14 protein-coding genes are annotated in these 24,888 nt (G+C 53.6%); 2 read left to right on the top strand and 12 right to left on the bottom strand.

All coding sequences use genetic code 11. The features are described from left to right. Nucleotides 1-518 precede the first annotated feature (518 nt). The 10 genes from BN3772_RS22000 to BN3772_RS21955 form a co-directional block, all read right to left on the bottom strand. Nucleotides 519-2,072, bottom strand: a complete 1,554-nt coding sequence (locus BN3772_RS22000) for a hypothetical protein (protein ID WP_042202257.1) — start codon at nt 2,070-2,072, stop codon at nt 519-521. 82 nt (nt 2,073-2,154) lie between these two features. Next, a complete protein-coding gene (locus tag BN3772_RS21995) occupies nt 2,155-4,884 on the bottom strand; it encodes an FAD-dependent oxidoreductase (protein ID WP_042202256.1) in 2,730 nt (909 codons plus the stop codon). A 19-nt stretch (nt 4,885-4,903) separates the two neighbouring features. Beyond that, nucleotides 4,904-5,740, bottom strand: a complete 837-nt coding sequence (locus BN3772_RS21990) for a carbohydrate ABC transporter permease (RefSeq protein WP_042202255.1) — start codon at nt 5,738-5,740, stop codon at nt 4,904-4,906. Between the two features lie 3 nt (nt 5,741-5,743). Continuing rightward, nucleotides 5,744-6,727, bottom strand: a complete 984-nt coding sequence (locus BN3772_RS21985) for a carbohydrate ABC transporter permease (RefSeq protein ID WP_052380641.1) — start codon at nt 6,725-6,727, stop codon at nt 5,744-5,746. Nucleotides 6,728-6,781: 54 nt separating this feature from the next. After that, entirely contained in the window at nt 6,782-8,302 is a 1,521-nt protein-coding gene (locus tag BN3772_RS21980; RefSeq protein WP_042202254.1) for an ABC transporter substrate-binding protein, read from the bottom strand. A gap of 199 nt (nt 8,303-8,501) precedes the next feature. Then, the gene (locus BN3772_RS21975; protein WP_244444811.1) at nt 8,502-11,678 is read right to left on the bottom strand and encodes an alpha-mannosidase; all 3,177 of its coding nucleotides are present in this window, start codon (nt 11,676-11,678) and stop codon (nt 8,502-8,504) included. Between the two features lie 38 nt (nt 11,679-11,716). Further along, nucleotides 11,717-14,866, bottom strand: coding sequence for an alpha-mannosidase (locus tag BN3772_RS21970; protein ID WP_042202251.1), 3,150 nt, complete (start codon nt 14,864-14,866; stop codon nt 11,717-11,719). Nucleotides 14,867-15,031: 165 nt separating this feature from the next. Continuing rightward, the gene (locus tag BN3772_RS21965; protein WP_042202249.1) at nt 15,032-16,141 is read right to left on the bottom strand and encodes a LacI family DNA-binding transcriptional regulator; all 1,110 of its coding nucleotides are present in this window, start codon (nt 16,139-16,141) and stop codon (nt 15,032-15,034) included. Nucleotides 16,142-16,370: 229 nt separating this feature from the next. Beyond that, the gene (locus BN3772_RS21960; RefSeq protein WP_157643637.1) at nt 16,371-18,647 is read right to left on the bottom strand and encodes an amylo-alpha-1,6-glucosidase; all 2,277 of its coding nucleotides are present in this window, start codon (nt 18,645-18,647) and stop codon (nt 16,371-16,373) included. A 40-nt stretch (nt 18,648-18,687) separates the two neighbouring features. Next, nucleotides 18,688-20,541: a glycoside hydrolase family 13 protein gene (locus BN3772_RS21955; protein ID WP_042202248.1), complete on the bottom strand. Its 1,854-nt coding sequence runs from the start codon at nt 20,539-20,541 to the stop codon at nt 18,688-18,690. Nucleotides 20,542-20,720: 179 nt separating this feature from the next. On the opposite strand from BN3772_RS21955, the gene BN3772_RS21950 reads away from it, so the two are divergent. After that, a complete protein-coding gene (locus tag BN3772_RS21950) occupies nt 20,721-21,773 on the top strand; it encodes an ArsR/SmtB family transcription factor (RefSeq protein WP_042202244.1) in 1,053 nt (350 codons plus the stop codon). Nucleotides 21,774-21,934: 161 nt separating this feature from the next. Beyond that, on the top strand, nt 21,935-23,656 hold the full coding sequence (locus BN3772_RS21945; protein ID WP_042202242.1) for an ABC transporter ATP-binding protein: 1,722 nt from the start codon (nt 21,935-21,937) through the stop codon (nt 23,654-23,656). An 86-nt stretch (nt 23,657-23,742) separates the two neighbouring features. Here BN3772_RS21945 and BN3772_RS21940 read toward each other — a convergent pair whose 3' ends face one another. Next, on the bottom strand, nt 23,743-24,309 hold the full coding sequence (locus BN3772_RS21940; RefSeq protein WP_042202239.1) for a 5' nucleotidase, NT5C type: 567 nt from the start codon (nt 24,307-24,309) through the stop codon (nt 23,743-23,745). A 20-nt stretch (nt 24,310-24,329) separates the two neighbouring features. After that, nucleotides 24,330-24,806 carry a GNAT family N-acetyltransferase gene (locus BN3772_RS21935; RefSeq protein ID WP_042202237.1) on the bottom strand — a complete coding sequence of 159 codons (477 nt, stop codon included), beginning with the start codon at nt 24,804-24,806 and terminating at the stop codon, nt 24,330-24,332. Nucleotides 24,807-24,888 lie beyond the last annotated feature (82 nt).

Raw genomic sequence — 24,888 nt, 5'->3', positions numbered from 1 at the left:
TCAAGGGCATTTTTGCCTTTCATTTGCTTACGTCAGCCAAATCCGGCCGAATCAAGGGCAATTTTCCCCTTCATTTGCTCACATCCGCCACATCCGGCCAAATCAAGGGCATTTTTGCCTTTCATTTGCTCGCATCATTCACATTCGCCCGAATCAAGGGTATTTTTGCCCTTCATTTGCTCACATCAGCCACATCCGGCCGAGCCAAGGGCATTTTTGCCCTTCATTTGACCGCATCAGCCACATCCGGCCGAGCCGAGGTCAATATTGCCCTTCATTTGAGCGCGTCAGCCACATCGGGCCAAATCAAGAGCATTTTTGCATCTCATTTGCTCGCGTCAGCCACATCCGGCCGATCCAAAGGCATTTTTGCCTTTCATTTGCTCGCATCAGCCACATCCAGCCAAATCAAGGGCATTTTTGCCTCTCATTTGCTCACATCAGCCACATTCGGCCAAATCAAGAGCATTTTTGCCTTTCATTTGACCACGGCCGCCCCATTTGGCCTCTATATTCGCCTAGAGTGCATCAGCCGCAACAATCAGCTCGAAGACAGAGCCGGCGGCGAACAGCGTGCCGGCCTTTGGCTTGAAGGTCACCGAAGTTACGGCTGCGTTGCTCTTCCAGCGGCCGCCATACAAGGCAATACGGCTGCCGCATGTACCGGCGAGCGCCAGGATATGCTTATGCCGGTCGGTCCCGGCATGCCGGATAATGGAAAGGGTTCCGAAGCCGTATTGGCCGGCCTCTGCCCCTGCGCCAGTAATGACGCCGATCTCATTGTCTGTCAGCAGAGCTGTCTCATTATCACCACCGTCTTTAACTTCTCCATAAGCGGATGCCCGGCGGATCGCATAATTGGCGGCCGACGTATCACCGTTCAGCTCAACCAGGAGAGTGTCTTCCTTTTCTGCAGAGTTACTTCTTGCCACAACAACCGCACGCAGGCCCACAGCTCCTGCAGGAACCTGAAGTGTTACCGAAGCCTCTCCCGATGCAGAGACTACATGCCGGGCTGCCGGTGACTCTGCTTTATAGGCGCTGATGATAGAGCCGGGCAGATAATAATGTCCGCCCATTCCCGGAAAGTAGTGCAGCCGGGTTAATGCAGCCGTATTCCTTCTCCGCCCGTTTTCCTGGCTGACCGGATAAAAAATATCCTCATACGCAGCATGCTGGCTCATCCACGGCTTATGAAAATCCGTGCTGCGGTATTCCGGATACATCACCACCAGATTGCCAAAGGAATCCGCCGGAGCCGCAGCTGCCGTAGACCAGCCGACCCGTTTCTCTTCAAAGTACTCATCAATAACCTTAGGATTTGCAATCCCTTCTCCCCCTAAACGATGGAGCGGATAATTGGCTGCGGTGGTATCATTATTGAGCTCCTGATAGACCCGGTCGCCTTGACGGGTAGACAGATCATGGCTGGACCGCAGATACATCAGCAGGATCAGATGATTGGCATCCGTTGGCAAAGTGCCGAAGGTAAATTTCCGGGTCTGCGCATCCGGCAGACGGTCTGCCGCCAGAAGTGCTTCATTGACTGCATACAGGGTGATGATTGAGCCTGCAGCCCACTGGTTAACCCCGCCGGGCACATTTTGCCATGGACGCAGAGTGATAGAGTCAATTGCTGCCGTATTCTCCCAGGCTCCGGCATGACGCTGCAGTCTGGTCTCCAGCGAAGAACCCATACTCTGCCACAGCTTCAGATTGTCTGTACGGAAAGCAAACGGAAACAGCAGATAACCGCCGCCAAACCCTGCCGCTGAAGGGGGAATATCCACACCTTGCGCAACATTCGTATTCGTTGTACTGGTTGTGGTAACCGCAGAGCCTGTGGCCGCAAACTCTCTGCGGTTATAGTGAGCAGCAGTATCCCCATTCAGAATGACCTCGCAGAATCTGCGCTCGGTGTATGTCTGAGCAGCGTTGACCTCAACAATCAGATGACGTGTGCCCGCAGGCACAAGGGCGGACAGAGAGCTGAACGTAATATCGGTTCCCGGTGTACCTTCCACCTTGATTTCGGCAATGCGTGTAAGCGGCAGTGAGGATAGAATACTCATAAATAATCGCTCCTTTAGATATGAATTAGAAATTCTATGAACTTATGCCTACTAAATCTAGTAATCCAGACAATCCTGCCTATCAAATTACAGCATCGTTAAGGCCCGCAGCAATCTGCCTGGCAATCCAGAAATTCTCTTCCGGTTCTGTGCCAGAAGTTCCCGGAGCAGCAGAAAATCCCTCCGGCCACGACTCATCCGCAATATAGGCAAGCGCAGCACCATCAGGTATCACTCCAAGATTCCTAAGCTTCTCTACTGCAGGCAGCACAAGCAGCTCCCCGGTGTCTCCCTCTTCAGCAGCTTCAAGGGGCCAGCGGATATCCAGATAAACCTCGTCCGGATAATAACCAGGCCGTATCCGCAATGTCAACACGTTACCCTTATGACTCCACTCCATCCACCTGCAGTCTGCCGTTTCTCCCAATGACCCGGAGCCTATCAAAACCGCAGTCAGTGTACCTGGAACGGCCTGCCCTTTAACTCCCGCACGATCAGCCTGCCCAATAATTCTGCAGGCGGCAACCAGCCCTCTGCCGTTTTTATAGGCAATTTCAACTAGACTCCGCCCTTCTGCCCTCTGCTCCTCCAGACAACGTGCCTCATAAAGAACGCTTACCCCGGCATTCTGCAAAAGCCGGTCCGCCGCCAGCTGCACCAGTACAGGCTCCAGCTGCTCTCCGTTCCACGCTCCTTCTTGTCGCAGCAGATCAATCAGCTCGTATGCGACTCCGCCAGCAGACTCGTCAAGCCCTTTAAAATAGGTCACTCTAGACCTCGTAACCTCAGTCATCAAAGCACTTCCGTCAGCGATCAGCACCACTCTCCTGCCTTGACGGCCCAACGCTGCCGCACAGATAACCTCTGCGGTCCCGGCACCAATCACTGCAATATCAAACTCACCGAGCAGCGGGACAGCCCCTTCCTTAACCGGTGTACCCACCTCGCTCCAGGGAGTAAGCCGGGCAGCCGCATTGCGGACATACCCCCGCGGATCAGCCGCCGCAGAAGCCGCCCACCCAGTACCCCCTCCTTGCTCCCCGGTCAAACTTGCCAGCAGTGCTGCCGCTCTGAGTTCGAGGCTCCAGCCGAGCGACTCCGGCCTGTCCCCGTGCATCCGGTAGTCCGTTCCAAGTTCACCGGATGATAACCACGCCTCAACAGCACCGGCAGCTTCAGCACGTTCCCCGGCGCTCAGCACCGGACAAACAGCAGACAAGTAATCCAGCAGAAAGGTGCTGTGAACCGCTCCCGGCTGCTCTTTAAGTGTAGCCGCCGCCTGACTCACTCCAGCGGTGCTTTTCAGCATACGCAGCAGTACAAATGAGGCAATCCAGAACGGTACGCATTTAGGATGATTACTGAGCTTGTTCATATCCTTAGCGGCAATGCGTTCCAGCAGGTATGGGGCGGCATCTTCTCTTCCCAGCATAGCCAGTGTGATAGCAGCACAGAATCCTGCCTCTGGTGTGCCTTCATAAAGCTTGCTTTGCAGCAAAATAGCGACCTGGCGGTCCTGTGCAGCTTTAGCTGAACTGCCCAGCAGCCAGACTGCCTTCCACCGCTCGTCCGTCCCGAAATAAGATACAAGCTGTTCTGCATACAAAACGGCGTTCTTTCTCCCCAACTCTACATCTGCCAGCTCACCGCGCTTGAAGCGCAGATTCCGGCCATGAGCCCGCTGCAGCTCCTCAGCCTCCAGCACACCCCGTTCCACCAGCCGTTTCTGCAGCCCGGAACGATCAAGCTCACGCGGAGCAGAGCCGGTACGGATACTCATAGCAGCAGCAACGCCGGCTGCCTCGCCTACCTTGTGCATATCCTTTTGCATCCGCACACCCATTCCAACATCCCGGTCTACAGACAGGGCGCGCCCGGCCACCAGCAGATTTCCGATGCCGGCTGGCAAAATTGCCCCGTATGGAATGTCGCACCACAGGCCTTTGACGAACAAGCCCATGACCGCAATCCACAGCTGGCTGAATTCACTCTCATTCCCTGTATCAAAGCCGTGATTATCCAGATGGGAATAGCTGCGGCAGATCACTTCCGGTGAAGGCCGGTCTTCAATATAATCCTCCAGGGTTATTGTAGCGTCTCCCTCAATCAGCCCGCCTTCCCGGACTCCAAGCATGGACGAGACAGCAAAATAATGCGCACCCTGTGCATAGCCTTCCCTGACCCATTCACGGCCGCGGATAAAAGCCCGCGACACATCCCAGGGATCATACGGATCTACCCATCCGGCATCCAGATTGTCATACCCGATCTCACCGTCCAGCACTCTGCGCGGAATGAAGGAATAATTGTGATACACACCGTCCAGCCCGCGCCCATACCGCAGTCTGCCGCCGGCCATACGGACGAGATGGGCATTTCCGGTGCTGTCGATGGTCACCTGTGCATGAATTTCCAATCGCCCGGATGGGGTCAGAACCCGCACACCGGCTATATTGCCATTCTCCCGGAGGACCTCATACACCACAGAGTCCAGGTAGACCCCAATCCCCTTTTCCCGGCAAAGGGCGGCAAGCACCACCCGCTTGGCATCCGGATGAAAACCCTTGGTTTTGCCTCCGAAAATTGCAGCTGCCTCTGCAGTCCGGCGGTCAATCTCCTCCTGCAGCCCTCCCGGAGAACCGTAATAGTACCGGTGGATACCGCCGCGGGTAGCAACTCCGCCGAGTGCGGTATCATTTTCAATCAGGATAACCTTCGCGCCTTCCTCAGCGGCCGCAATAGCCGCCACACAGCCTGCGGTTCCGCCACCAACAACGAGAACCTCCGTCCGGACGGATTTTGACTGGCCCATGCTTACACCTCCTGTCTGATTAGCCTTTGATGGAACCGGCCAGACCTTCGATGAAATACCGCTGCAGGAACAGGAATACGATGATGATCGGCACCACCGACATAACCGCCCCCGCTGCCAGCCCGGTCCAGTCCACACTGTTCGTTCCAAAAAAGTTGTACATCCCGACACCCAGCGTCCGCAGCGACGGCTTGCTCAAAGTAAACGTCAGCGGAACAAAAAACGCATTCCACGCCCCAATAAAGCTGAAGATCGTTACCGTGCCGAGAATCGGCTTGGACAGCGGCAGCATAATGCTGAAGAACATCCGGAAATAACCGGCCCCGTCAATCGTTGCGGACTCCTCCATCTCTTTGGGCAGCGAGGCAAAATAGCCGATAAACAGCAGGATGGATACGATTTTGGAAGGACCCGATTCAGCCAGGATCACCCCCATCAGCGTATTGTTGAAGCCCAGTCCGACGATCAGCTCGAACAGCGGAAGAATGGTGAAGCCTTTGGGCAGGAACATCGAGATGACCAGCATGGTCATGATCAGCTTTTTACCGGGCATGCTGCCTCTTCCCAGCGCATAACCCGCCATTGAGGTAATGACAAGGACGAGCAGGACAACCGAAGCGGTAACAATGACCGAATTGAAGAAATATTGATAAAAGTTAGCCAGATCCCAGGCCCTTACAAAATTGTCGAGCGTCGGCTCCTTGGGGATGATGTTGATGCCGCCCAGGAACATTTCACTTTGCGATTTGAAGGAAGAGGAGATAATCCAGATGAACGGATAACTCCAGATTAGTGTAAAGGCAAGCAGCAGGACCTGGGCCGGCAGCTGTCTAAGAAATCGGGTTAGGCGGTACATGGCTTACGCTCCTTTCGTGCCGGATCTGCGGGCAACTTTGCCGGTCAGCGCCTGAATAATAACGACAACTAGCACAGCCAGACTAAACAGGATGCCAGCTGCCGAGGCGAAGCCGTAACGGGAAGAGCCGCTTTCAGGCTCGAATGCATAACGGAAAATATAAGTCTGCACCACATCGGTCGCTTTTACCGGCCCGCCTTCAGTCATCGTACGGACCAGGTCAAACGGATCGAGGTTGTTGATAAAAGTGAGCAGTGTTATAACAAGGCCAATCGGCGCCAGCATCGGAACGGTAATCCGGAAAAAGCTCTGCACCTTGCTTGCCCCGTCGATTTTGGCTGCCTCATACAGCTCACCCGGAATCGTCTGCAGCCCCGCGAGCCAGTAGATCATGGGCGTGCCGAAGCTTTTCCACACAGAAACGGCCAGCAGTGTCGGCAGCGCAAGAGTAGTAGATCCAAGAAAGTTGATCGGCTCATTAATCAGTCCTGTTCCCAGCAGCATTTCGTTAATCGCACCGCCCAGCGGGTTCAGCAGAATCGAGAAAATAACACCGATAACCGCTGTAGTCGAGATAACCGGCACGAACAGCAGCAGCCTGTATACATTTCTCCCCGCAAGAAACTGGTTGTTGAGAATGACCGCAACGATCAGCGCCAGCGGCATCTGAATCAGCACATGCGTCAGGGCGAACAGGAAGGTGTTCATAAAAGCGCTCCAGAAGCCCGGGTCGGAGGCGACCTCCCTGAAGTTGCCGAGCCCGATAAAGTCCGTAGGCCAGCCGATGCCGTCCCAGTTAAAGAACGAATAATACCAGCTTGCAATCATCGGCCATAAGGTAAAAGCGGCAAAGAACACCAGCATCGGCAGCACGAACAGGTAATGGTAGCGGTGCTTCTTGATCTGTTTGAACAGCTCCGCTCTTTTGGAGAGCGGAGCCTTGCCGGCGGAAGCAGGAATACTCTGCTGCGGTGTGCCGTAACCCATCGTGAATTCACTCCTGTCTGTTTCTGTATGGTTTCCGGGTTAAAGAGATAGTGTCTACTCGATAATATAATTCTCCATCGGGTTCCAATCCGGGTATTTCAGGTCTTCCCTGCTAAAATCAATGCCGCCGTTGTTCGCAATCTTGATCTGCTCATCAATGACCTTATTGGCCTTCGCATCATAATCCTCTGCCAGCGCTACCGGATCTTCATTGCTGACCACCGCCTTCAAGAATACCTCCTGAATCTTCGGCTTCGGCATGGCATCGCTGATGCTCTTCGAGAACTGGTCATAGTTCTGGTTATTCGTATTGACAGCCGGGGCCATCCGGATCGTCTCATCCATTACCTTCACAATCTGCTCCATGTCTGCGGACATCGCAATGCCTTCCATAGCTGCCGGCATCAGCACGAGCTCTTTGGCATATTCGTAATTCGCCCGTTCAAACTCCACGGAGCCGAGGAAGTCCAGTACCTTCCAGGCGCCTTCCTTCGACTTTGACTGTGCGCTCATCGCATAACGCGGCTCGGCAATCGTCGGCGTATCCCGGTATCCGCTCCGGCCGGCATCCGGTACAGGTGCAGCAGCAATGCCCATATCCATGCCGTCATTCAGCTTGCGGATTTCTTCTGCCTGCCACGCTGCCCCGATGAACATCGCCACTCGTCCGGCTGCGAACTGCTGGTGCATCTGCGCGGTATCCCAGTTCTCCCAGCCCGGTGCCACTATCTTCTGTGCGTTCAGCTGCCGCAGGATTTCCACGACAGGTGTTGCCGACTTCGCTGAGAACTGCCCGGTTTTCAGGTTGATGATCGTGTTGCCTTCATACCCGATTACTCCGCCTTCAAGCCCGGAGCCGAGGCCCGACACACTGAGTCCGAACACCGCCGGCGCTTTACCCATCATGGCGAAGCCGTATACCTGGCCTTTGCCTTCTTTTGTAATCTTGGTCGCTGCTGCGACGAATTCACTATGCGTCTTAGGCGGCTCGCTGTAGCCGTACTGCTCCAATATGGTCTTGTTGTAATACAGCGGTCTTACCTTGTCGAAGCGCGGGTCGCGGACCGGAATCCCGATAACCTCCCCGTTCACCCGGGTCTGGCTGGTCCGGCTGAAGGCGCCTTCCGGGAAGCGGGCCACAAAAGCATCATCGATATAGCTGTCCAGCGGCTCTACCCATTTATTGTCATACACCGTTCTTGCCTGCGGCTGACCGCCTTCAATAAAGAAGATATCCGGGCCTTCATTGGCCGCAAAAGACAGCTGCAGCGCATTGTTATACTGCTCCGTCGGATTGGCAATAACCGTTACCTTGACCTCTGGATTCGCTTTCATAAAAATGTCCATTTGTTCCTTGTAAAAGGCTTCATCTCCCGGTCTGGCCGAAACAATCGAGAAATTCACCTTCTGCACTTCAGCGGCCGTAGCCGCAGGAGCCGTTGTAGCCGCCGAACCGGATGGCGGTGTTGCTGCACCGCCGCTTCCGGCATTGTTATTGCCGCCGCAGCCGGCCAAAATTCCGGTAAGGGCAAACACCGCAGTCAGAGATCCGATCAGTGAACGCTTTCTTGTCACTTGCATGCACTCCCCTTTGTTTAGGATCAATCATCGCTGGAACCTGTTCCTCTAGCTTACAGTGTTATTGTAGCAAGCGCTCACAAATTAACGTATCCCATGCATCTACGATCCGGGTGGAAATATCTATCCGCTTTATTCCGGCAAAAGAAAAGACAGTATCCCCTTCGGAAATACTGCCTTCTATCTGTCATAAACACTATTTACCGGCCGTTACCTTCAGCGTAACCACCTCATAAGGGGTAACGGCACGGGAAAGTGTACCGCCGTTGACCGCCGGCTGCGGCTCACCTGCTTCTTTTTCCATTAAATCCGTTTCTATAATGCTAAACTGTGAACCCAGGCTTATTACAGCCTGATCGCGGCCGCCGCCGGATTCATACAGACGAATTATGGCTCCGCTTGCGTCCTCTGAGATTTTAATGGCATCAATTACAACATGCTGACCGCTTACATTCAGCAGTGATGCTGCCGCAGGCAGATTTCCGGCATGTGCAGATGCCCAAGCGGTATGGATTGGCTGATTCAGCAGTTGGCCTTCTTTTACAACCTCAGCGTCTCTCCATCCTCCTGCGTGCGGATACAGGGAATACGTGAATTCGTGCACCCCGATGTCTGCGGTTGTGTCGGGCCAGCGCGGAGAACGGAGCAAGGACAGCCGCATCACATTGCCTTTGATATCATAGCCGTATTTGCAGTCGTTCAGCAGGCTGATTCCGTAACCGCCCTCAGACAGATCCGCCCAGCGGTGTCCGCACACCTCGAATTGCGCCTGCTCCCAGCTTGTATTGTTATGGGTCGGCCGCTCTACGCTGCCAAACGGAATTTCATAGACTGCCCTCGTAGTGCGGATATCCACCGGAAAAGCAGCCTTCAGCAGCTTATGCTCCTCCCTCCAGTCCACCCGCGTCTCGAAGTCCACACGCCGGGAATGGCGGTGAAATAGGATATGCTGCTCGATCAGCGAATCGTTCAGCTGCCAGGAGAAGCGCAGAATATCCCGGGTCTGTCCTTGATGCAGCACTTCACTGGAGAGCAGAGCGGCTTCTCCTGCCGGCTGCCCGGCAAAATGCGGATCAATATCCCACGCATCCCAGACGGTCGGGCGGTCATGGAATAGCTGCAGATGATTGGCCGCAGCTCCCGGAGCAACCAGCTCCCGGCCGGCTTCCTTATCGATCCACGAAACAATCCGCCCTCCTGCATCAAACATAAGACGGTAGTACTCCGTCTCCCAATGGTCCAATGTTTTCCCATGCGGATGCCCCGATGCTGATTCAGTCAGCGGTAAGATAACTGCCGCTGCCGGCTTATCCTCAGCACCGTCAAGCTCCCGAAGCCAAACAGTGGTGTATCCCAGCGCAGGCACCTCACCTGCCGATATCAGAAGCTCCACTTTATCACCGGTCTGCAGCAGATCAAAGGGCAGCGGATTGCCACCGCCGTCATACGGGCTTTTGTTCAGGAGCTCTGCACCGCCGGTAAGCTCAGCAGTATCCTTGCGCCGCCAGGACAGGCTGTTGAACAGAATCAGCGGCGTTCCCTGTCCGCGCGTATCTATACCTGCCGCCAGCGTATCCACCGCCTTGGTCCGGCTCCGTTCTCCGAGGTCAAAAATCTCCCTGTAATGCTCCTCGGATTTCACATACACCTCCGGAATGGAAGTGCCGGGAATAATATCATGGAACTGGTTCAGCAGCAGCAGCTCCCAGCCCTCTTTCAGCTGACCGTGCTGCAGATCCGCACATGCTTCAAGCTGCGCCGCTCCTGACAGGTAGGACAGGGCATTCCAGATTTCTGCTTCACGGTACAGTGCTTCTGCCTTACGGTTCCAGCGCTTGTTCTTTCCGTGTGTCGTGTACGTCCCCCTGTGCAGCTCGAGATACATATCCCCCGACCAGACCGGCAGCCCGGGAGCGGCATCGCGGACACCGTCAAAGAACTCATGCGCTGTACTGAACCGGCTAGAAGGCAGGCCCGGCAATGCGGCGGAACGCTCGACAACCTCCAGCATCTCCCGGGTCACACCGCCTCCGCCGTCCCCGTATCCGTAGAGCAGCATCTGCCCGGAATGCGCTTTTTTCTGGCGGAAGCTGTCCCAATGCTCGCCTACATCGGCAGGCAGCGTATTTTCATTAAGCCCGTGGTTCAGAAATGATAATATTGTCGTCCCGTCAATTCCCTCCCAGTGGAACAGATCATAAGGGAAGATGTTCGTGTCGTTCCAGTTCATTTTGCTGGTCATAAAATAATCCACGCCGGATTTCTTAAGCAGCTGCGGCAATGAAGCACAGTAGCCGAAGGTGTCCGGCAGCCACTCCACCCGCGGGCTTTTGCCAAATTCCCGCTCATAAAAAGCTCGACCGTACAGCAGCTGGCGGACCAGCGATTCCCCTGAAGGGATGTTCAGGTCCGGCTCAATCCACATTCCGCCTACCAGCTCCCAGCGCCCGTCCGCTACACGATTTTTGATCTGCTCATACAGGTCCGGAAAATGCCGCTTGGCATAGGCATACAGCTGCGGCTGGCTCTGCGAATAGCGGTACTCCCCGTAGTGCTCCATTAGCGTGATCACAGTCGAGAAGGTCCGGCCGGTCTTGCGCACCGTCTCCTTCAGCGGCCACAGCCAGGCGAGATCGATATGCGACTGCCCGACCATGTGCATGACTCCTGCGGTTCCGGACTCCCTGTTTCCGCTTGCAGCCTGCAGTCTTGTCCGAAGCTGTCTCTCCGCCTGCACCAGACATTCTTCATCCGCCGCCGCTGTAGCTCCAATGTTCAGAATGGCCTCTTCCAGCGCACGCTCCAGAGCCAGCCGCTCGGTTGACCGCTCAGCCAGGCGTTTCAGTGCATCAAAACACACTGTCACAGTAAAATACAGGCCTTCTGCCGCCCTGTTGACCGTTACCAGCCTGGCTTCTTCAAAACGGACCGGAGCGGCATCATTATCCTTCTGGCCGTTTAACGGATCTGCCGGTATCGGCGGGACATGGTACAGCTCAATATTTAGCTTCAGTTCGCTACGGGCGGCGAGTGTTCCGGACAGGGGAACAAAGCTCCTGTTTTTGTCGAGCCCGTGGTAAGGCTTACCATTGATGGACAGCAGCCCTTCCCCTCCGGCCTTGAACACGATACCTACCGTTTCCTCAGCCCAGCCCGCGGGCACAGTCACCGTTGTTTCCAGAAACAGTGTTTCCCTCACTTCGCTCTGCAGGCGGCCCGGTGATACTGTCTCCCTCGTCTGCTCATACTGATATTCGCCTTCCTCAACATAACGGGCCCTTCGCAGCGACCATTCACCGATTTCCAGGCTCTCCTTGTACCGGCGCAGCTGAAGCTCATTCAGCAGCCGTTCCGTCCTTCTTGCCAGCGGCACAGCCATCCCTCCCCTTCATCCATATGCATGTGACAGATCTATTCAAAAAAGGTAACCAGCAGGGTATGAATTTCATAAGGCTTGAACTCCAGCTCTATTTCACCGCCGGAAGTCACCTCACCTGCAGGACGTTCCATGAGGTCACACAGCTGCCAGGATAAGACGGAATAGCCGCTGCTCAATCTGACTTTACGCCGTCCGCCGAAGTATTCATGCAGCCGGATCACACAGCTGTCTCCTTGCTCTGACAATTTGACGGCATCAATAGCGACTCCTGCAGCGTCCGTTCGGAACAGCGGCTTGCCGGTTACTCCGTTGAAGCTTCCCTGTACAGCCCGCAAAGGATTATTAAGCATCCAGGCTTCCTCCGCCGTGTGTCCGCTGATCCAGTCCCCCTGATGCGGCAGCAGGCTGTAGGTGAACCGGTGCTCGCCCTGATCGGCCTGCCAGTCCGGAGCCGTTGCCGATTTGATCAGCGACAGGCGCATAACATGATCCTTAATATCATAGCCGTATTTACAGTCATTGAGCAGGCTCACGCCGTAGCCCGTTTCCGACAGATCCGCCCACTGATGTCCCACACTCTCAAAACGGGCATAATCCCAGCTCGTATTCCAGTGGGTCGGACGCTTAACATTACCGTATTGGATATCGTAGGTAGCTTCAGTCGAGCGGACGGCAACGGGAAAAGCAACCTTAAGCAGCTGATGCTGCTCGTGCCAGTCAACCAGCGTCTCAAAATCAATCCGGCGGCTTCCGGCATACACCTTAACCTTTTGGATGACAGCAGAATCCATATAACGCCAAGAGAATTGTAGCACTGCGGCCAGCGGACCGGAGCTTAGCAGCTCTGCCGAGACCAGTCCGGTTATTTCACGCTTCTTCTCCTGGTAAAAGAGATCAATGTCCCAGGCATCGAACATCTTCGGCTTATCCTCAAATACCTGAAGCACATTTCCGCACTCCCCGGGTGCAAGCACTTCACGGTCCGCATCGCGGTCAAACAAGCGGCTTAGCTGACCGTAAGCATTCCATTCCATAATGTAATGCGGGGTTGTGAGCCTGGAGTTTTCCCAGACAAAAGGCTCCGGTTGTTCAACAGCTTCGGCTGTCCCGGCAGTACGGGCACTTATGACGGCTGCTGCAAGCATCGGCACCTCCGGGGCTTTAATCAGCCATTCCCCGTCGAATTGCTGTGCACTAAGCAGGGAGCCCATTTCATCCCGCCATTCTTTAATTTCGGTATCCTGGGCATCAACAGTCAACAGGCCGGAACGGTCAAAAAATGCTCCGTTAAAGATAGTATAGTGCGCTTCTCCTCCTGCTGCAGCAGGAGCCGTTAAGCCTTCCGCCGCCCTCACCGCAGATTCCAGGCCGATCCGCTCTGCTTCCGCATATTCCTCACGTGAGTCTTCATACACCTCACGGATCGAGGAGCCCGGAATGATGTCGTGGAACTGGTTGCGCAGGATAATGATCCAGCCATTGTACAGCTCCTGTGCCGGATACCTGCTGAAGCTGCCGGATTCGGCAGCCAGCAGCACCTGCAGCCACTCGGCCTCCCGGTAGAGCAGCTCCAGCCTGCGGTTCATTTTTTTATTATAGGCCTGGCTGGTGTAGGTTCCCCTGTGATATTCAAGGTACAGCTCCCCGTCCCACGTATGGACATACTGGTCACTGCTGCGGACGGTCTCGTTCAGGCGTTCAAAATATTCATCCGCACGTCCGGGCTGCACATTCGGCACTCCCGGTATCCTGTCGAGCCGGCGACGCATTTCCAGATGCTCCCGGTTCACACCCCCGCCGCCGTCACCATATCCATAGGCAAGCAGCAGCTCACGGTTCAGATTCTTATCCCGGTATGAATCCCAAATGCCCTGGACGGCGAATGGTTCCATTAATCCGTTATAGGTATAGTACCAGGCGCTTGATTCGGGCCCTTCCGGTGTAGTGATAAAGTGGGCAAGCACCTCGCTGCCGTCGATGCCTCTCCACTGGAACGTGTCATGCGGCATACGGTTATACTGGCTCCAGCTGATTTTGGTCGTCATAAACGTCTCAATCCCCGACTTCCGCAAAATCTGCGGCAGCGCCCAGCTGTACCCGAACACATCCGGCAGCCATAGATACTTGCATTCTACACCGAATTCTTCCCGGAAAAAGGCCGTTCCGTACAAAAGCTGCCGTACCAGCGACTCCCCGCTGGTCAGGTTGCAGTCTGCCTCCAGCCACATCGCTCCCCCGGCTTCCCAGCGTCCTTCCTTCACCCGGCTGGAAATTTCAGTGTACAGCTCCGGGTAGTCCTGCTTGATGTAAGCATAGAGCTGGGGCTGTGTCTGCAGAAATACATACTCCGGGAACTGCTTCATCAGCCTCAGCACAGTTGAAAAGGAACGCGCCGCCTTCTCCCGCGTATGAGTCAGCCGCCACAGCCAGGCTACGTCGATATGGGTATGACCGATCGCAGTTACCGTTACGGGATGCTTCTGTTTCATGGCCGCCAGCGATCCTGCCAACTGCTCATCTGCGTCCCTGACAGAGTCATAAAAAGCGTCACTGCCCGGTCTCGACCAGTCCAGCACGCGGAACGCCCGGTCAAGCGCCATCTGCAGCTCCTGCTTCAGCGGATCGCTGCCGCCCAGCGACTGATAGACCGCCAGCACCGCCCGGCCCGTGTAATACAGGCTGTCAGCGGCTTCATCCAGGCAGGCCAGCTCTGCCTTCCTGATCCGGTGCTCCTGCGGCACCGGCAGCCCTCCGCCTTCCAGTCCCGACCATAACCGGAAGGACAGGCTTACCGCCGTCCCTGCCGCTTCCGGCTCCAGAAAAACCTCCTGGTGATTGGAATCCACACCCTGATACGGCTTGCCGTTCAGGAACAGCAGGGATTCAAACCCGCTGTTGTTCCCGCCGCCCGTGCGGCCAAAATCAAACAGGCCAACAATCCGCCGGCCCTGCCAATGAGCAGGCACCTCTACTATTGTGTGCAGCCACAGGTACATGTCCCGTCCTGTCCAGTAATTACCTACACGGTAAGTTTCCCCTTGTTCAAATTCAGGCGGATACACGCCGTTGGCGCCTTCCTGATCCTCAAGTCCAAGCCATTCTGTCAGCCCGATAACGTCCCGGTAACGGTAACGCTCTAATTCGGCTATGCGTGCGCCCAGCTTCTCATCTGTCCAAAACATTTTCATCCTCCTCCAGGGTATAACACGTGTTATATATTAAAAAAGAAATGGCAGTTCCGGTTAGGATCATGCCATTGTTATAGCATCTAAATCCCTCTTATTCCCGCCTGCCACATAAATGAGGGGGTGTTGAGGTAAGCGACCTGCACATGCGCGGTCAATGACCTACGCGCTCTCACCCGGCTTCAAGACCGCCGGCAGCCACAGCTTAGCCGGTTCGCCGGCTTCCTGTTCCATTTGCTTCAAGAGGCAGCGCACCGCTTCCTCACCCATGCCGACATAAGGAATTTCCACACAGCTTAAGGTGGGGACGCTCAGGCGGTCTCCCTGAATCGTATTATCCGCAGCCATTATCCGTAGTGAGTCTCCGATTGCCAGCCCCAGTGCATGAGCTGCACGGTATATGTCCGGAACAGCGCTTGACCAGTTTAGCAGCAGCGGCGGCAGAACGGTTCTATCATCCAACGTCTGTTCCTTTGTCCCGTCAGTATTCTGCTGCTTCATCTCGTCAGCTTTCCGATGGTTCAGCTCTGATAACAGCTTCAGCCAGCCTGCGGTGCCTTCCTGTTCATCCAGCCGGTGAATAACAGGCTTCAGCCCATATAGGCTGCACCATTCCTTGTACGCATTGCGGCGGTTCTGCTCCGCCCAGTTGCTCCGTTTACTTGCGGCTCCGTGAAACACCTCTACATATACCGGAGCTGGCGCTGTCTCCCCGGACATGTTATCTCGGCATAAGTAGTCCAGCGCGGTCAGCACACTCCCCCGGTAATCTGCAAGTACGGAGTATACACCTTCGGTTTCGGCATACCCTTCTACAGATACATAAGGGACAGCGGCTTCCTGTATCTTGGCGGCCCAATCCGCACTACGGTAACTCGTTTCATCCAGGGTAATAATGCCGTCAATCTTCCGCTGATGGTACAGATCCAGCAGCGCCCTTCTTGCCTCTCCTGACTTTCGCTCCCCTGGTGAGCAGAGCAGGATGTGATAGCCTCTTACTTCGCATTCCCGCTGCATCCCTTCAAGCAGCCGCATGAACAGCGGATGCCGGGTATCCCCGAAGGCGGCGAGCGTCATACTGCGCCCGGTCTTCATGCTGCGGGCCTGGGCATCCACATGGTAATTCAGCTCTGCTATGGCATGCAGCACAGCCTCCCGGGTCTGGGCGCTGACCCCGATTCCCGGCGTATCATTCAGCACAGCGGATACCACACTGCGGGATACGCCCGCGAGCCTGGCAACGTCATGGCTGGTCACTCTTTTTTTACCCATATTCTGCACCTCGGCAAAATTATAACACGTGTTATCAAATGTGCAAAGCCCTTTTTAGGAGGCTGCAGGTATATCCACGGTGGACTATGACGCCTGTTGGCCGGGTGCCGGGATGGAATGGAAGGGATTTTTCCCCTTCATTCCACTCTCTCACCTCATCGGCGCTCCACACGGTCTCTACCTGCTCTAATCCCGCAGCACCAGCAGGCGTGCTAAAGCTGACACCATGTTACTCTTCCTTATCTTCCTTCCCATCTCTCTCCACCGCACCAGTCTCCCGCTCCATCACCGGATGCTCCGATAACGCCAGCGGCTCAGCAAACTGCACCCCGCCAATCATCAGGTCACTTTGCCGCTGCTGCTCAGCTCTGTCAGCAGATTTGCCTGCTGCCCACTGGCCAATCCGCTCACCGCTTCCTTCCACCAGCAGTTCAGCCGTCAGCCGGTCCCCGCTAATGCGGATACGCAGCTCATTGCCGTCTGAGACCGGAATTTCCGCAGGCTCAAACGCCGATATATCAACAATAGCGGTCAGTGTCACTCCTGTGAAACGGTAAATATACAGCTGCTCACCGCCGGTGGAGGCATAATCAGCTTCTATCATACCCTCTCCCGTTTTTACCCGGAACCGCACATCCGTCAGCTCCTGCGGTATACGCGGGGCGAGCACAACCTTGCCCGCAATCATATCCGGGCGGATGCCCAGGAAATACTGGTACCAGACCCGCAGCTGCTCAGCATTCGACCAGGCTTGCAGATAAGCGCCGGTCAGCTTCGCCCGGTCAGCTCCTTCCTGCGGATATGCATCCAGATTTTCACTGAGTCCGCCCACTACGCCAAGCTCCAGAGCCTGCCGGTTCATGTTCCTGAATAGCCCGTAAGCCGTCTCTTCCTGCCCGGCTTCGATCATCCGCTGCATGGCAATCCCGTTCAGCCAGGTCCATACCGTACCGTTATGGTAAGCCTCGTCCTTGTGATAATGCTCCGTCAGATGGAACGGGTGAAAGAACGGATGCCGTCTGTCCAGAGACGCCGTGCCCCAAGGATAAACCAGCTCCTCCCAGGCTGTACGGACTGCTCTATTCTTGAATTCCCGGTCATCGAACAGGTCAAAGGCAAACAGCTGGTTGGGTCGCAGCGAGAACTCCGGGGCACCGGCCGTATCAAGCCTGTCTGCCAGATAAGGGTAAGCCGGAGCACGGAAATCGGCGGCAACATGCTCTTTTAAAGCGTCAGCCAGACTGCCCCATTGCTCAGCCTTCTCCCGGTCACCCATATATTCGGCAAAATAAACGCCCGCCCGCAGCTGGCCGTACCATAACGCCTGTATATCATTGGCCCGTGTATCACGCGGGGAATAGGAGTTAAGCTCTGCATCCCGCGCATCCATCCAGGTCTCATTATCGTCATGGGTCAGGTAACCCTTTTCATCCACCCAGTGACGGATGGAGCCCTCGATACTGCTGTATACTGCCGGGTACAGCTGCTTAATAATGCCGGTATCCCCGGAGTAATTCACGTAATCCTGCAGCTGAATAATGAACCGGGGCGTACCGTCTGTGGTGTGATAATCGATATTTTCAGGAGCCAGTATATTCGGAACCCTGCCGTAATACTTCGACGATTCATCTGTATTCTGGTATTCCGCAAAAGACAGCAGAATCTGCTTCGCCGTCTCAAACTGGCCGCTGACCAGCACCGCTCCCGGCATCGCGATGAACTGGTCCCGTCCCCAATATTCATTGAACCACGGCAGTCCGGCATAGATGCCTTCCCCCTGCTGCCTCGTTACCAGCTGATCCATGGTCAGGCTGATCCAGTTCAGCGCAAGCTTCAGCTCCTTGTTACTGCTGTCCAGATACACATTATATTGCAGAAAATCGTCCATCCGGCGTTTACGCTCAGCCTTCAGCGAAGCCCTCTGCCGCTCGGTATCCTCAATCAGCCGCGCAGCTTCTTCAGCCGTTGCAGCGGCAGAAATAAAGAATCCGCCTGCTGCACCGTTGGTCTGGAAGACTCCCTTCTCCATCATTAACGGCCCGTTGCCCATGGCACGCAGAGCGATAATCCAGTCCCCTTCCATCGCCTTGAAGTAAGCCGTATCCTTAGTAAGCTCCAGGAACTCCAGTTCCTTGCCTTTTAAAGAAATGCCGATGCTGGCGCCACAGCCTGTCAGGCCGACCTCAAGTACATTCCGGTAATCGTACAGCCACAGCTCTTCCGTAATGCTCCCGTGGATACGAACCAGTGAATAAGGACTGACCTGGACCTCAGCCAGCTCATTATCCAGCTCCTGACGGTCAGCATAAAGCGTATATCCGCCAAAAATCCGGTTCTTCGCCACATTCATCCCTTCAAAATAAGCATGCTCAGGATGATCATTCACATGGGTCTGCGTGTAATAAAAACAGGCCTCTTTATTGGTAAAGGAAACCGCGCGGTTGGCCCCACGGCTTACCTTAATCTTCATTTGCTCCAAAGAATCGGATACGTAGCCGTCTGTCATTTTCTCAAAATCCTCCAGATCCATTTATTTCAGTTCGTTATCAGCTCTCCGCCAGCAGCAGGAAGGAATATGGCAGAAGCGTTATCTCCTTACCCGTTTCCAGCTCCTGATTATTATACAAATCTATTAATTTCCGGTTGCGCAGCTGCTCAGGCAGCGCTACAGCCTCAGTAACAGCAGCGTTATGAAGCAGCACGTAGAGAGCTTTTCCTGCGCTGGCTTTTTTGTAAATCAATGTTTCTTCATGCCCCGCTGCGGACAGCCATTCCAGGTCAATCTCCTTAAACTGCGGATGCTCCCGCCGGAGCGAGATCAGCCTGCGGACCGTCTCATACAGATTCTGATTCTGCTCCTCCGGGTTCCACGGCATACACTGCCGGTTATGATGCTCATCGCCGCCAACGCCAACCTCACCGCCATAATAAATGCTCGGCGAGCCGCCATAAGTGAGCAGGAAGACATAAGTCAGCTTGACGAGCTCCGGGTTATCTCCGCAGAGATGCAGAATCCGCGCCGTATCGTGGCTGTCGAGCAGATTGAACATGTTCAGGGCCACATGCTTGGGATAGCTGACCAGCAGCTGGTTGATGGCATACCTGAAATCCTCGGCACTGTATTGTTCCTCCTGGGGCATTCTTGTACCGAAGAACCGGGTAACCGGCCACGTGAACTCATAGTTCATCACCGCATCGAACTGGTCGCCCTGCAGCCAGGGATTGGAATAAAGCCAGTTTTCCCCGAGAATGTAGATGTCACTGCGGATGCTTTTCAGCTTTGTGCGGAACACCCGCCAGAAATCATGGGATACCTCGTTGGCCACATCCAGGCGCCAGCCGTCGATATTATAGCGTTCCGTCCAGTATATTGCGGCACTGATCAGGTATTCACGCGCTTCGGGATTTCCCGTATTCCACTTGGGCATCATTTCGGTGTAGGCAAATGTCCGGTAATTCAGATGCTCCCCGAAATAATAGCCTTCCCTGGCAGCCAGCTCCGTGTCCGGTATAATCTCCTTGTCCCCATCCAGTATATAAAAATAGTCATAGTAAGGCGAGTTACGCCCCTGCTTCAGCACATCCTGCCAGAACGGATGCTCATACCCGCAGTGATTAAAAACCGCATCCAGCATGACCCGGATCCCCCGTTTATGCGCTTCCTCCACCAGCTTACCGAGGATTTCGTTATCCCCAAAGACGGGATCAATATTAAAATAATCCTTAGTATCGTATTTATGAGAACTGGGCGAATCAAAGATAGGGGTAAAATAGATCCCGGTGCAGCCCAGCCCCTGGATATAGTCCAGCTTTTCGGTGACACCCTGCAGGTTGCCGCCGAATATTTTGCCGTTACCGTCAAGCTGATCGCTGCCCCACTCCAGAATACGGTCCGAAGGCGCGGACGAGCTGCTGCGGTTGAACCGGTCCGGGAAAATCTGATACCAGACGGTCTCCTTTACCCATTCGGGTGCCTCATACAAATCCTCTTCAAGAATGTACGGATAATTATAATAGTTCGTGTAATCCTTAGGCGGTGCCCATTCCCGGACAAGCGGAGTCACCCGCTGACAGCCGGCAAAGCAGGTTGCCTCCCCGTCATCCAGCACAAAGCCGTACTTAATTCTTCTCCAGTTAAAGCCGGTCAGCTCCGCAAACCAGCAGTCGTGGTAACGGGTGACATATTCCTTTTTCATCTCTACCCGCTGCATCATATCAACAGCAAATTCATAGACATGCGAATCCCGCGATACCGGCTTCCAGTTAAAAGGGTCCATCGCCAGCACGGTGACCGACTTCAGATCATCTTTTTTGGTTTTCACGCGGATATGCAGGGTTTCAGCATCAAAGGCATAGGATAAAGGGCTCTTGGGTTCATGTATAAAACAGGCCAAATCCATAGCAGCACACTCCTCATAGAATATTAACTTATACGTTTAAGTGATGTAAGTATATCCTCTCTGCCGAAGCTCTGTCAATTGTCTTTCCCAAGCTGTAAGCGCCGCAGGCTTGCCATTACAATTCTATCAAAATATAATAAATTAGATGATCACCAAATTATTTAGCTGACGGAGGCATTATGAACCTGGAGATAACTGAGCAGCTGGACCCGGTATTTGAAACAATGGGGCTGTTGTATGTAAGCTATCAGCCTGAGTCCTATTTGCAGAAGAGTATCGGGGAACTGGACACATTTGGTCTGAATGGAGAAGCTTTTTACAACAAGCATCTGAAATTCATGGAGAAATATACTACAACCTTCAGCAGACACCGGATTGTTAATAAGCAGGCTGAATTCTTTTTCAATGACGAGGACGGTGTGTTTTTCAATCTCCTGCATGAGCTGCTGAGTCAAAATCCGGAGTGGTTTACTTCACTGGCAAGCATCACTGAGAAGACTTTGCGTGATACGATATTAATAGCAGTGAAAGAGATGGAAACGATGCAAAATCATTCTTTTGGTGAGTCCGCACTGGTCTCCTTCCAGTCACTGGATGAGATTATTGGCTTTCTTAATGAAAGTCCGCTGAAGGAAGCCGTCAAATGGAAGCTGATGACTCTGCTGCAGCATCCGCACCGGCATCTGATCACGCTCACAGAAGCAGTATCGACGAATCTTCCGGCATATGAAAAGGCCTGCCAAGCGGTAGAAAAGCCGTTAAGCAGGCTATTAGCCACTTACACTCAAGCCTTTGGCAGACAACAGGACGAGCATTATATTAAGCTTGTCAGGCAGTTAAGTGATAAGCAGGTGATCGTACATCCAGCGCTTATTACCCCGCTGGCACTGATTATGCTGTCCACGCGATGTTATTATGGCTTATTAATACATCTGATGCCTAATGCCAGTAAGAATCAGGAGGATTCCAGGGAGCTGATGCTGCTGCGGATGAAGGCGCTTGCCGACAACAGTAAATTACAGATCCTGGCTTCCCTTAAGGTTAACCCGAAGTATAATCTGGAGATTGCTGATCAGCTGGGACTTACGGCAGCAACCATTTCTCACCATATGAATGTTTTGCTCGCCTGCAAGATGGTACGTGTCGAAAAGAATAACGGCAGAGTCTATTATCATCTGGATTCAGAGAATCTGCAGGAGCTGATCTCTGACCTCCAGCAGTTTCTTTTATAAATTGTATAGATCTCCCTTAGCTTCCCGTAATGTTATCCTGCGGGGAGCTTTTTTACAACATCAAGTTCGATGTTTATCTTATCCGTTTGACTTTTATTGAATTTATATGTTATCTTCATCTTACAAATTATACCTCAATCTAATTATGGAGCTGATGAAAAGTGAAACATGCCTTAGCCCGGAACAAGCTGCTTCTCTCTGTCACACTGTTATTCAGTATTGTTGCTGCCGCTGCCGGGGTACTGATTGCTCTTATCCTGCAAAAGGTCATAGATGCTGCGCTTCAGGGGGATATGCAGCTTTTTCAGCGTATTTTATTTCTGTCAGCTGCTTATCTGCTGTTGCTCTGTCTGGTCAGCTTTGTATATTCCCTATGCAGCAAGGCTCTGATCCGCAATATTACAATATCGGTCAGGGAAAGGATTTTCCGCGGTGTACTTCATAAAAGAACAGCGGATTTCAAAGCAGCCAATACCGCTGATTACCTGTCAGCGCTGACCAATGACATCAAATTGATTGAAGAAAATGCCCTTCAGCCACTCCTCAGCACATTCCAAAATGCGATTATTTTTACTGCCTCCCTGCTTGTTCTACTCTCGATTAGTCCGCTGATTACACTTGTTCTGGTCATAGGCATGGTGCTCATGTTTCTGGTGCCCTCCCTGTTCGGTAAGCTGCTGCAAAGCAGGCTGAATGCCGTATCCGTCCAGATGTCCCGGTTCACCGCATACGTTAAGGATCTCTTGGCAGGCTTTGAAGTGATCCGTTCCTTTGGGCTTAAAAAGCAAACCGAACAGGACTTTCAGCACGCCAACCGTACGGCCGCCAATGTCAGGTTTACAGCAGACCGGCTGTTCGCCGCCAACGAGAGTATCTCTGAAGCACTTGCTATGCTCAGCCAGTTCTCTGTAATGTTTGTAGCTGCCTACCTGATTATTACCGGCAACCTTTCTGCCGGAAGTCTGGTTGCACTGGTTCAGCTGAGCGGCGGACTGGTCGGCCCTGTGCTTGTCATTATGCAGAACATTCCAAGAATTACTAGCGTTAAGCCCATTCTTGAACGCTTTGAGGCACTGGCAGGTGAGAGCAAAGCATCATCAGACGCTGAGCAGCAGGAGCCAACAATATTGAAACATGCATTGGAGGTGCGCGAACTTCAGTTTGCTTATCAGCAGGAGCAGCCAGTCCTCCGAGATATCCACTTCACCTTTCAAAAAGGAAAAAAATACGCGCTGCTCGGACCCAGCGGCTGCGGAAAATCAACGTTTATTAAGCTGCTTAGCGGATATTACGATGATTACAAGGGTTCCATATCAGTGGACGGAAGGGAGGTCAGCAGGCGGGATCACGAATCCCTGCTTCAGCTAACTTCTATGATTCACCAGAATGTATATCTGTTTGATTCAGATATTGAGCACAATATCTGTCTAGGCGAGGATTTCCCGGAACCCGTACTGGAATCAGCGCTCCGCGGCAGCAGCCTGTACGCCTATGTGCAGCAGCTGGGAGAAGGACTCTCTACCGCAGTCGGGGAAAATGGCACCCAGCTCTCGGGCGGACAACGCCAGCGGGTAGCGGTTGCCCGGGCGCTCATCCGCAGCACGCCGATCCTGATTCTGGATGAAGCTACCTCAGCTGTAGACAATAGAGCCGCCCATGAGATTGAGAGCAGCCTGTTGGCCATGCCTGACCTAACCCTGATCACCATCACCCATAACATTAATGAGGAGCTGCTGGAGCAGTATGATGAAATCCTGTATATGGAGGATGGAAGGATTGCCGAAGCCGGAAGCTACAGGGAATTACAGGAACGCGGAGGCGCCTTCCGCCGTTTTGCCCAAAGGACTGTGACGGGTTCACAGCCGCAGCTGGTGGGCGGCTAATTCTATGCAAACAAGTAGAAACGCCTCCATGCACACTGGCCGCAAATGGGCTGTGTTCCAGAGGCGTACTTTTTTCAAAACTTTAATTACGATTGAACCGTCTGCAGGATTTCATCAATCCGCTCCTTCGCACCCTTCCAGGAGGTCATCAGCGGAAACGCATATTCCTCACGCGCCCTAAGATTCCACGGATGCGGGATACACAGCACCTTCTTGCCCTCCTGCACTGCAGGCAGCAGATTATGCGGACCGTCGTCAATCAGCAGATCGAAGTTGATCAGATGCTTCCGCTTGCAGGTGAAGAAGTTCTCTGCGGGGATGTACGGCATATGCTTTTGCAGCCAATTCCATTTCTCGGCTACGGTTTTGGGGACAGCTGCAGTAACGATAATGACATCGTAGGCATTATGCAGCTTCTCCATCTCTACAACTACATGCTCATCGAACAGCTCAAGCTCCTCATACAGCCCCGGCCGCCCGAAAAAAATTTCGAGCGTGCTGTCCGGATGACGCAGATGGTCTGTGTTCCAGTCGATCATATCCTCATAGCGCAGGAGATGCGTCGGAAATTCATTATTATTATGGTATATGGCCCGTTTAACGAGATGGCAGATGGTATCGTCCATATCAACGGCGATGATCGGTTTCTTCATATGTATCTCCTGTCTTTTAGTTAGCTTAAATCCTTAATATACCAGGCATCGCAGGCGTAATGCTCTGAACCTCCGAGCGGCTCTTTCAGCGCTGTGAAGCCGTGCTTGTGATAAAAGCGGTTCGCTGCGCCCATTGTCTGCAGGGTTTCCAGATAACATTGCTTATAGTGCTGTCCGGCAAAAGCAAGCGCAGTCTGCAATAGCCCAGCAGCGATGCCGGTCCCTCTCGTGGTGCTGGCGAGATACATTTTCTGCAGCTCACAGACCTGCTCCGCCCCGGCAAAGGGAGCAATTCCGCAGCCTCCCAGCACAGTTCCGCCTTCTTCTACGATCCAGTATGCCCGGTTATCCGCTTCGTTGTAATAGCTAAAGAGATCACTCATACTGTCGTCTGCCCAGGCCAGCCCCTCCCGGTTGCCTCCGAATTCAATCAGGCATTCCCTGATGACCTGTTCGACTGCACGGTTGTCTGAAGGTTCAATAGGTCTTATGTTCATCTGCACACTGCCTCCAAAGTAAGCTTCTATTTTCTTTTGTCTATTATACATGAAATCAGCATAGTGAACTTATCCTGCAAAA

It is taken from the genome of Paenibacillus camerounensis, from assembly GCF_000723885.1.
Lineage (GTDB): Bacteria > Bacillota > Bacilli > Paenibacillales > Paenibacillaceae > Paenibacillus_AQ > Paenibacillus_AQ camerounensis.
This window is presented reverse-complemented; position numbering and strand designations above follow the sequence as displayed.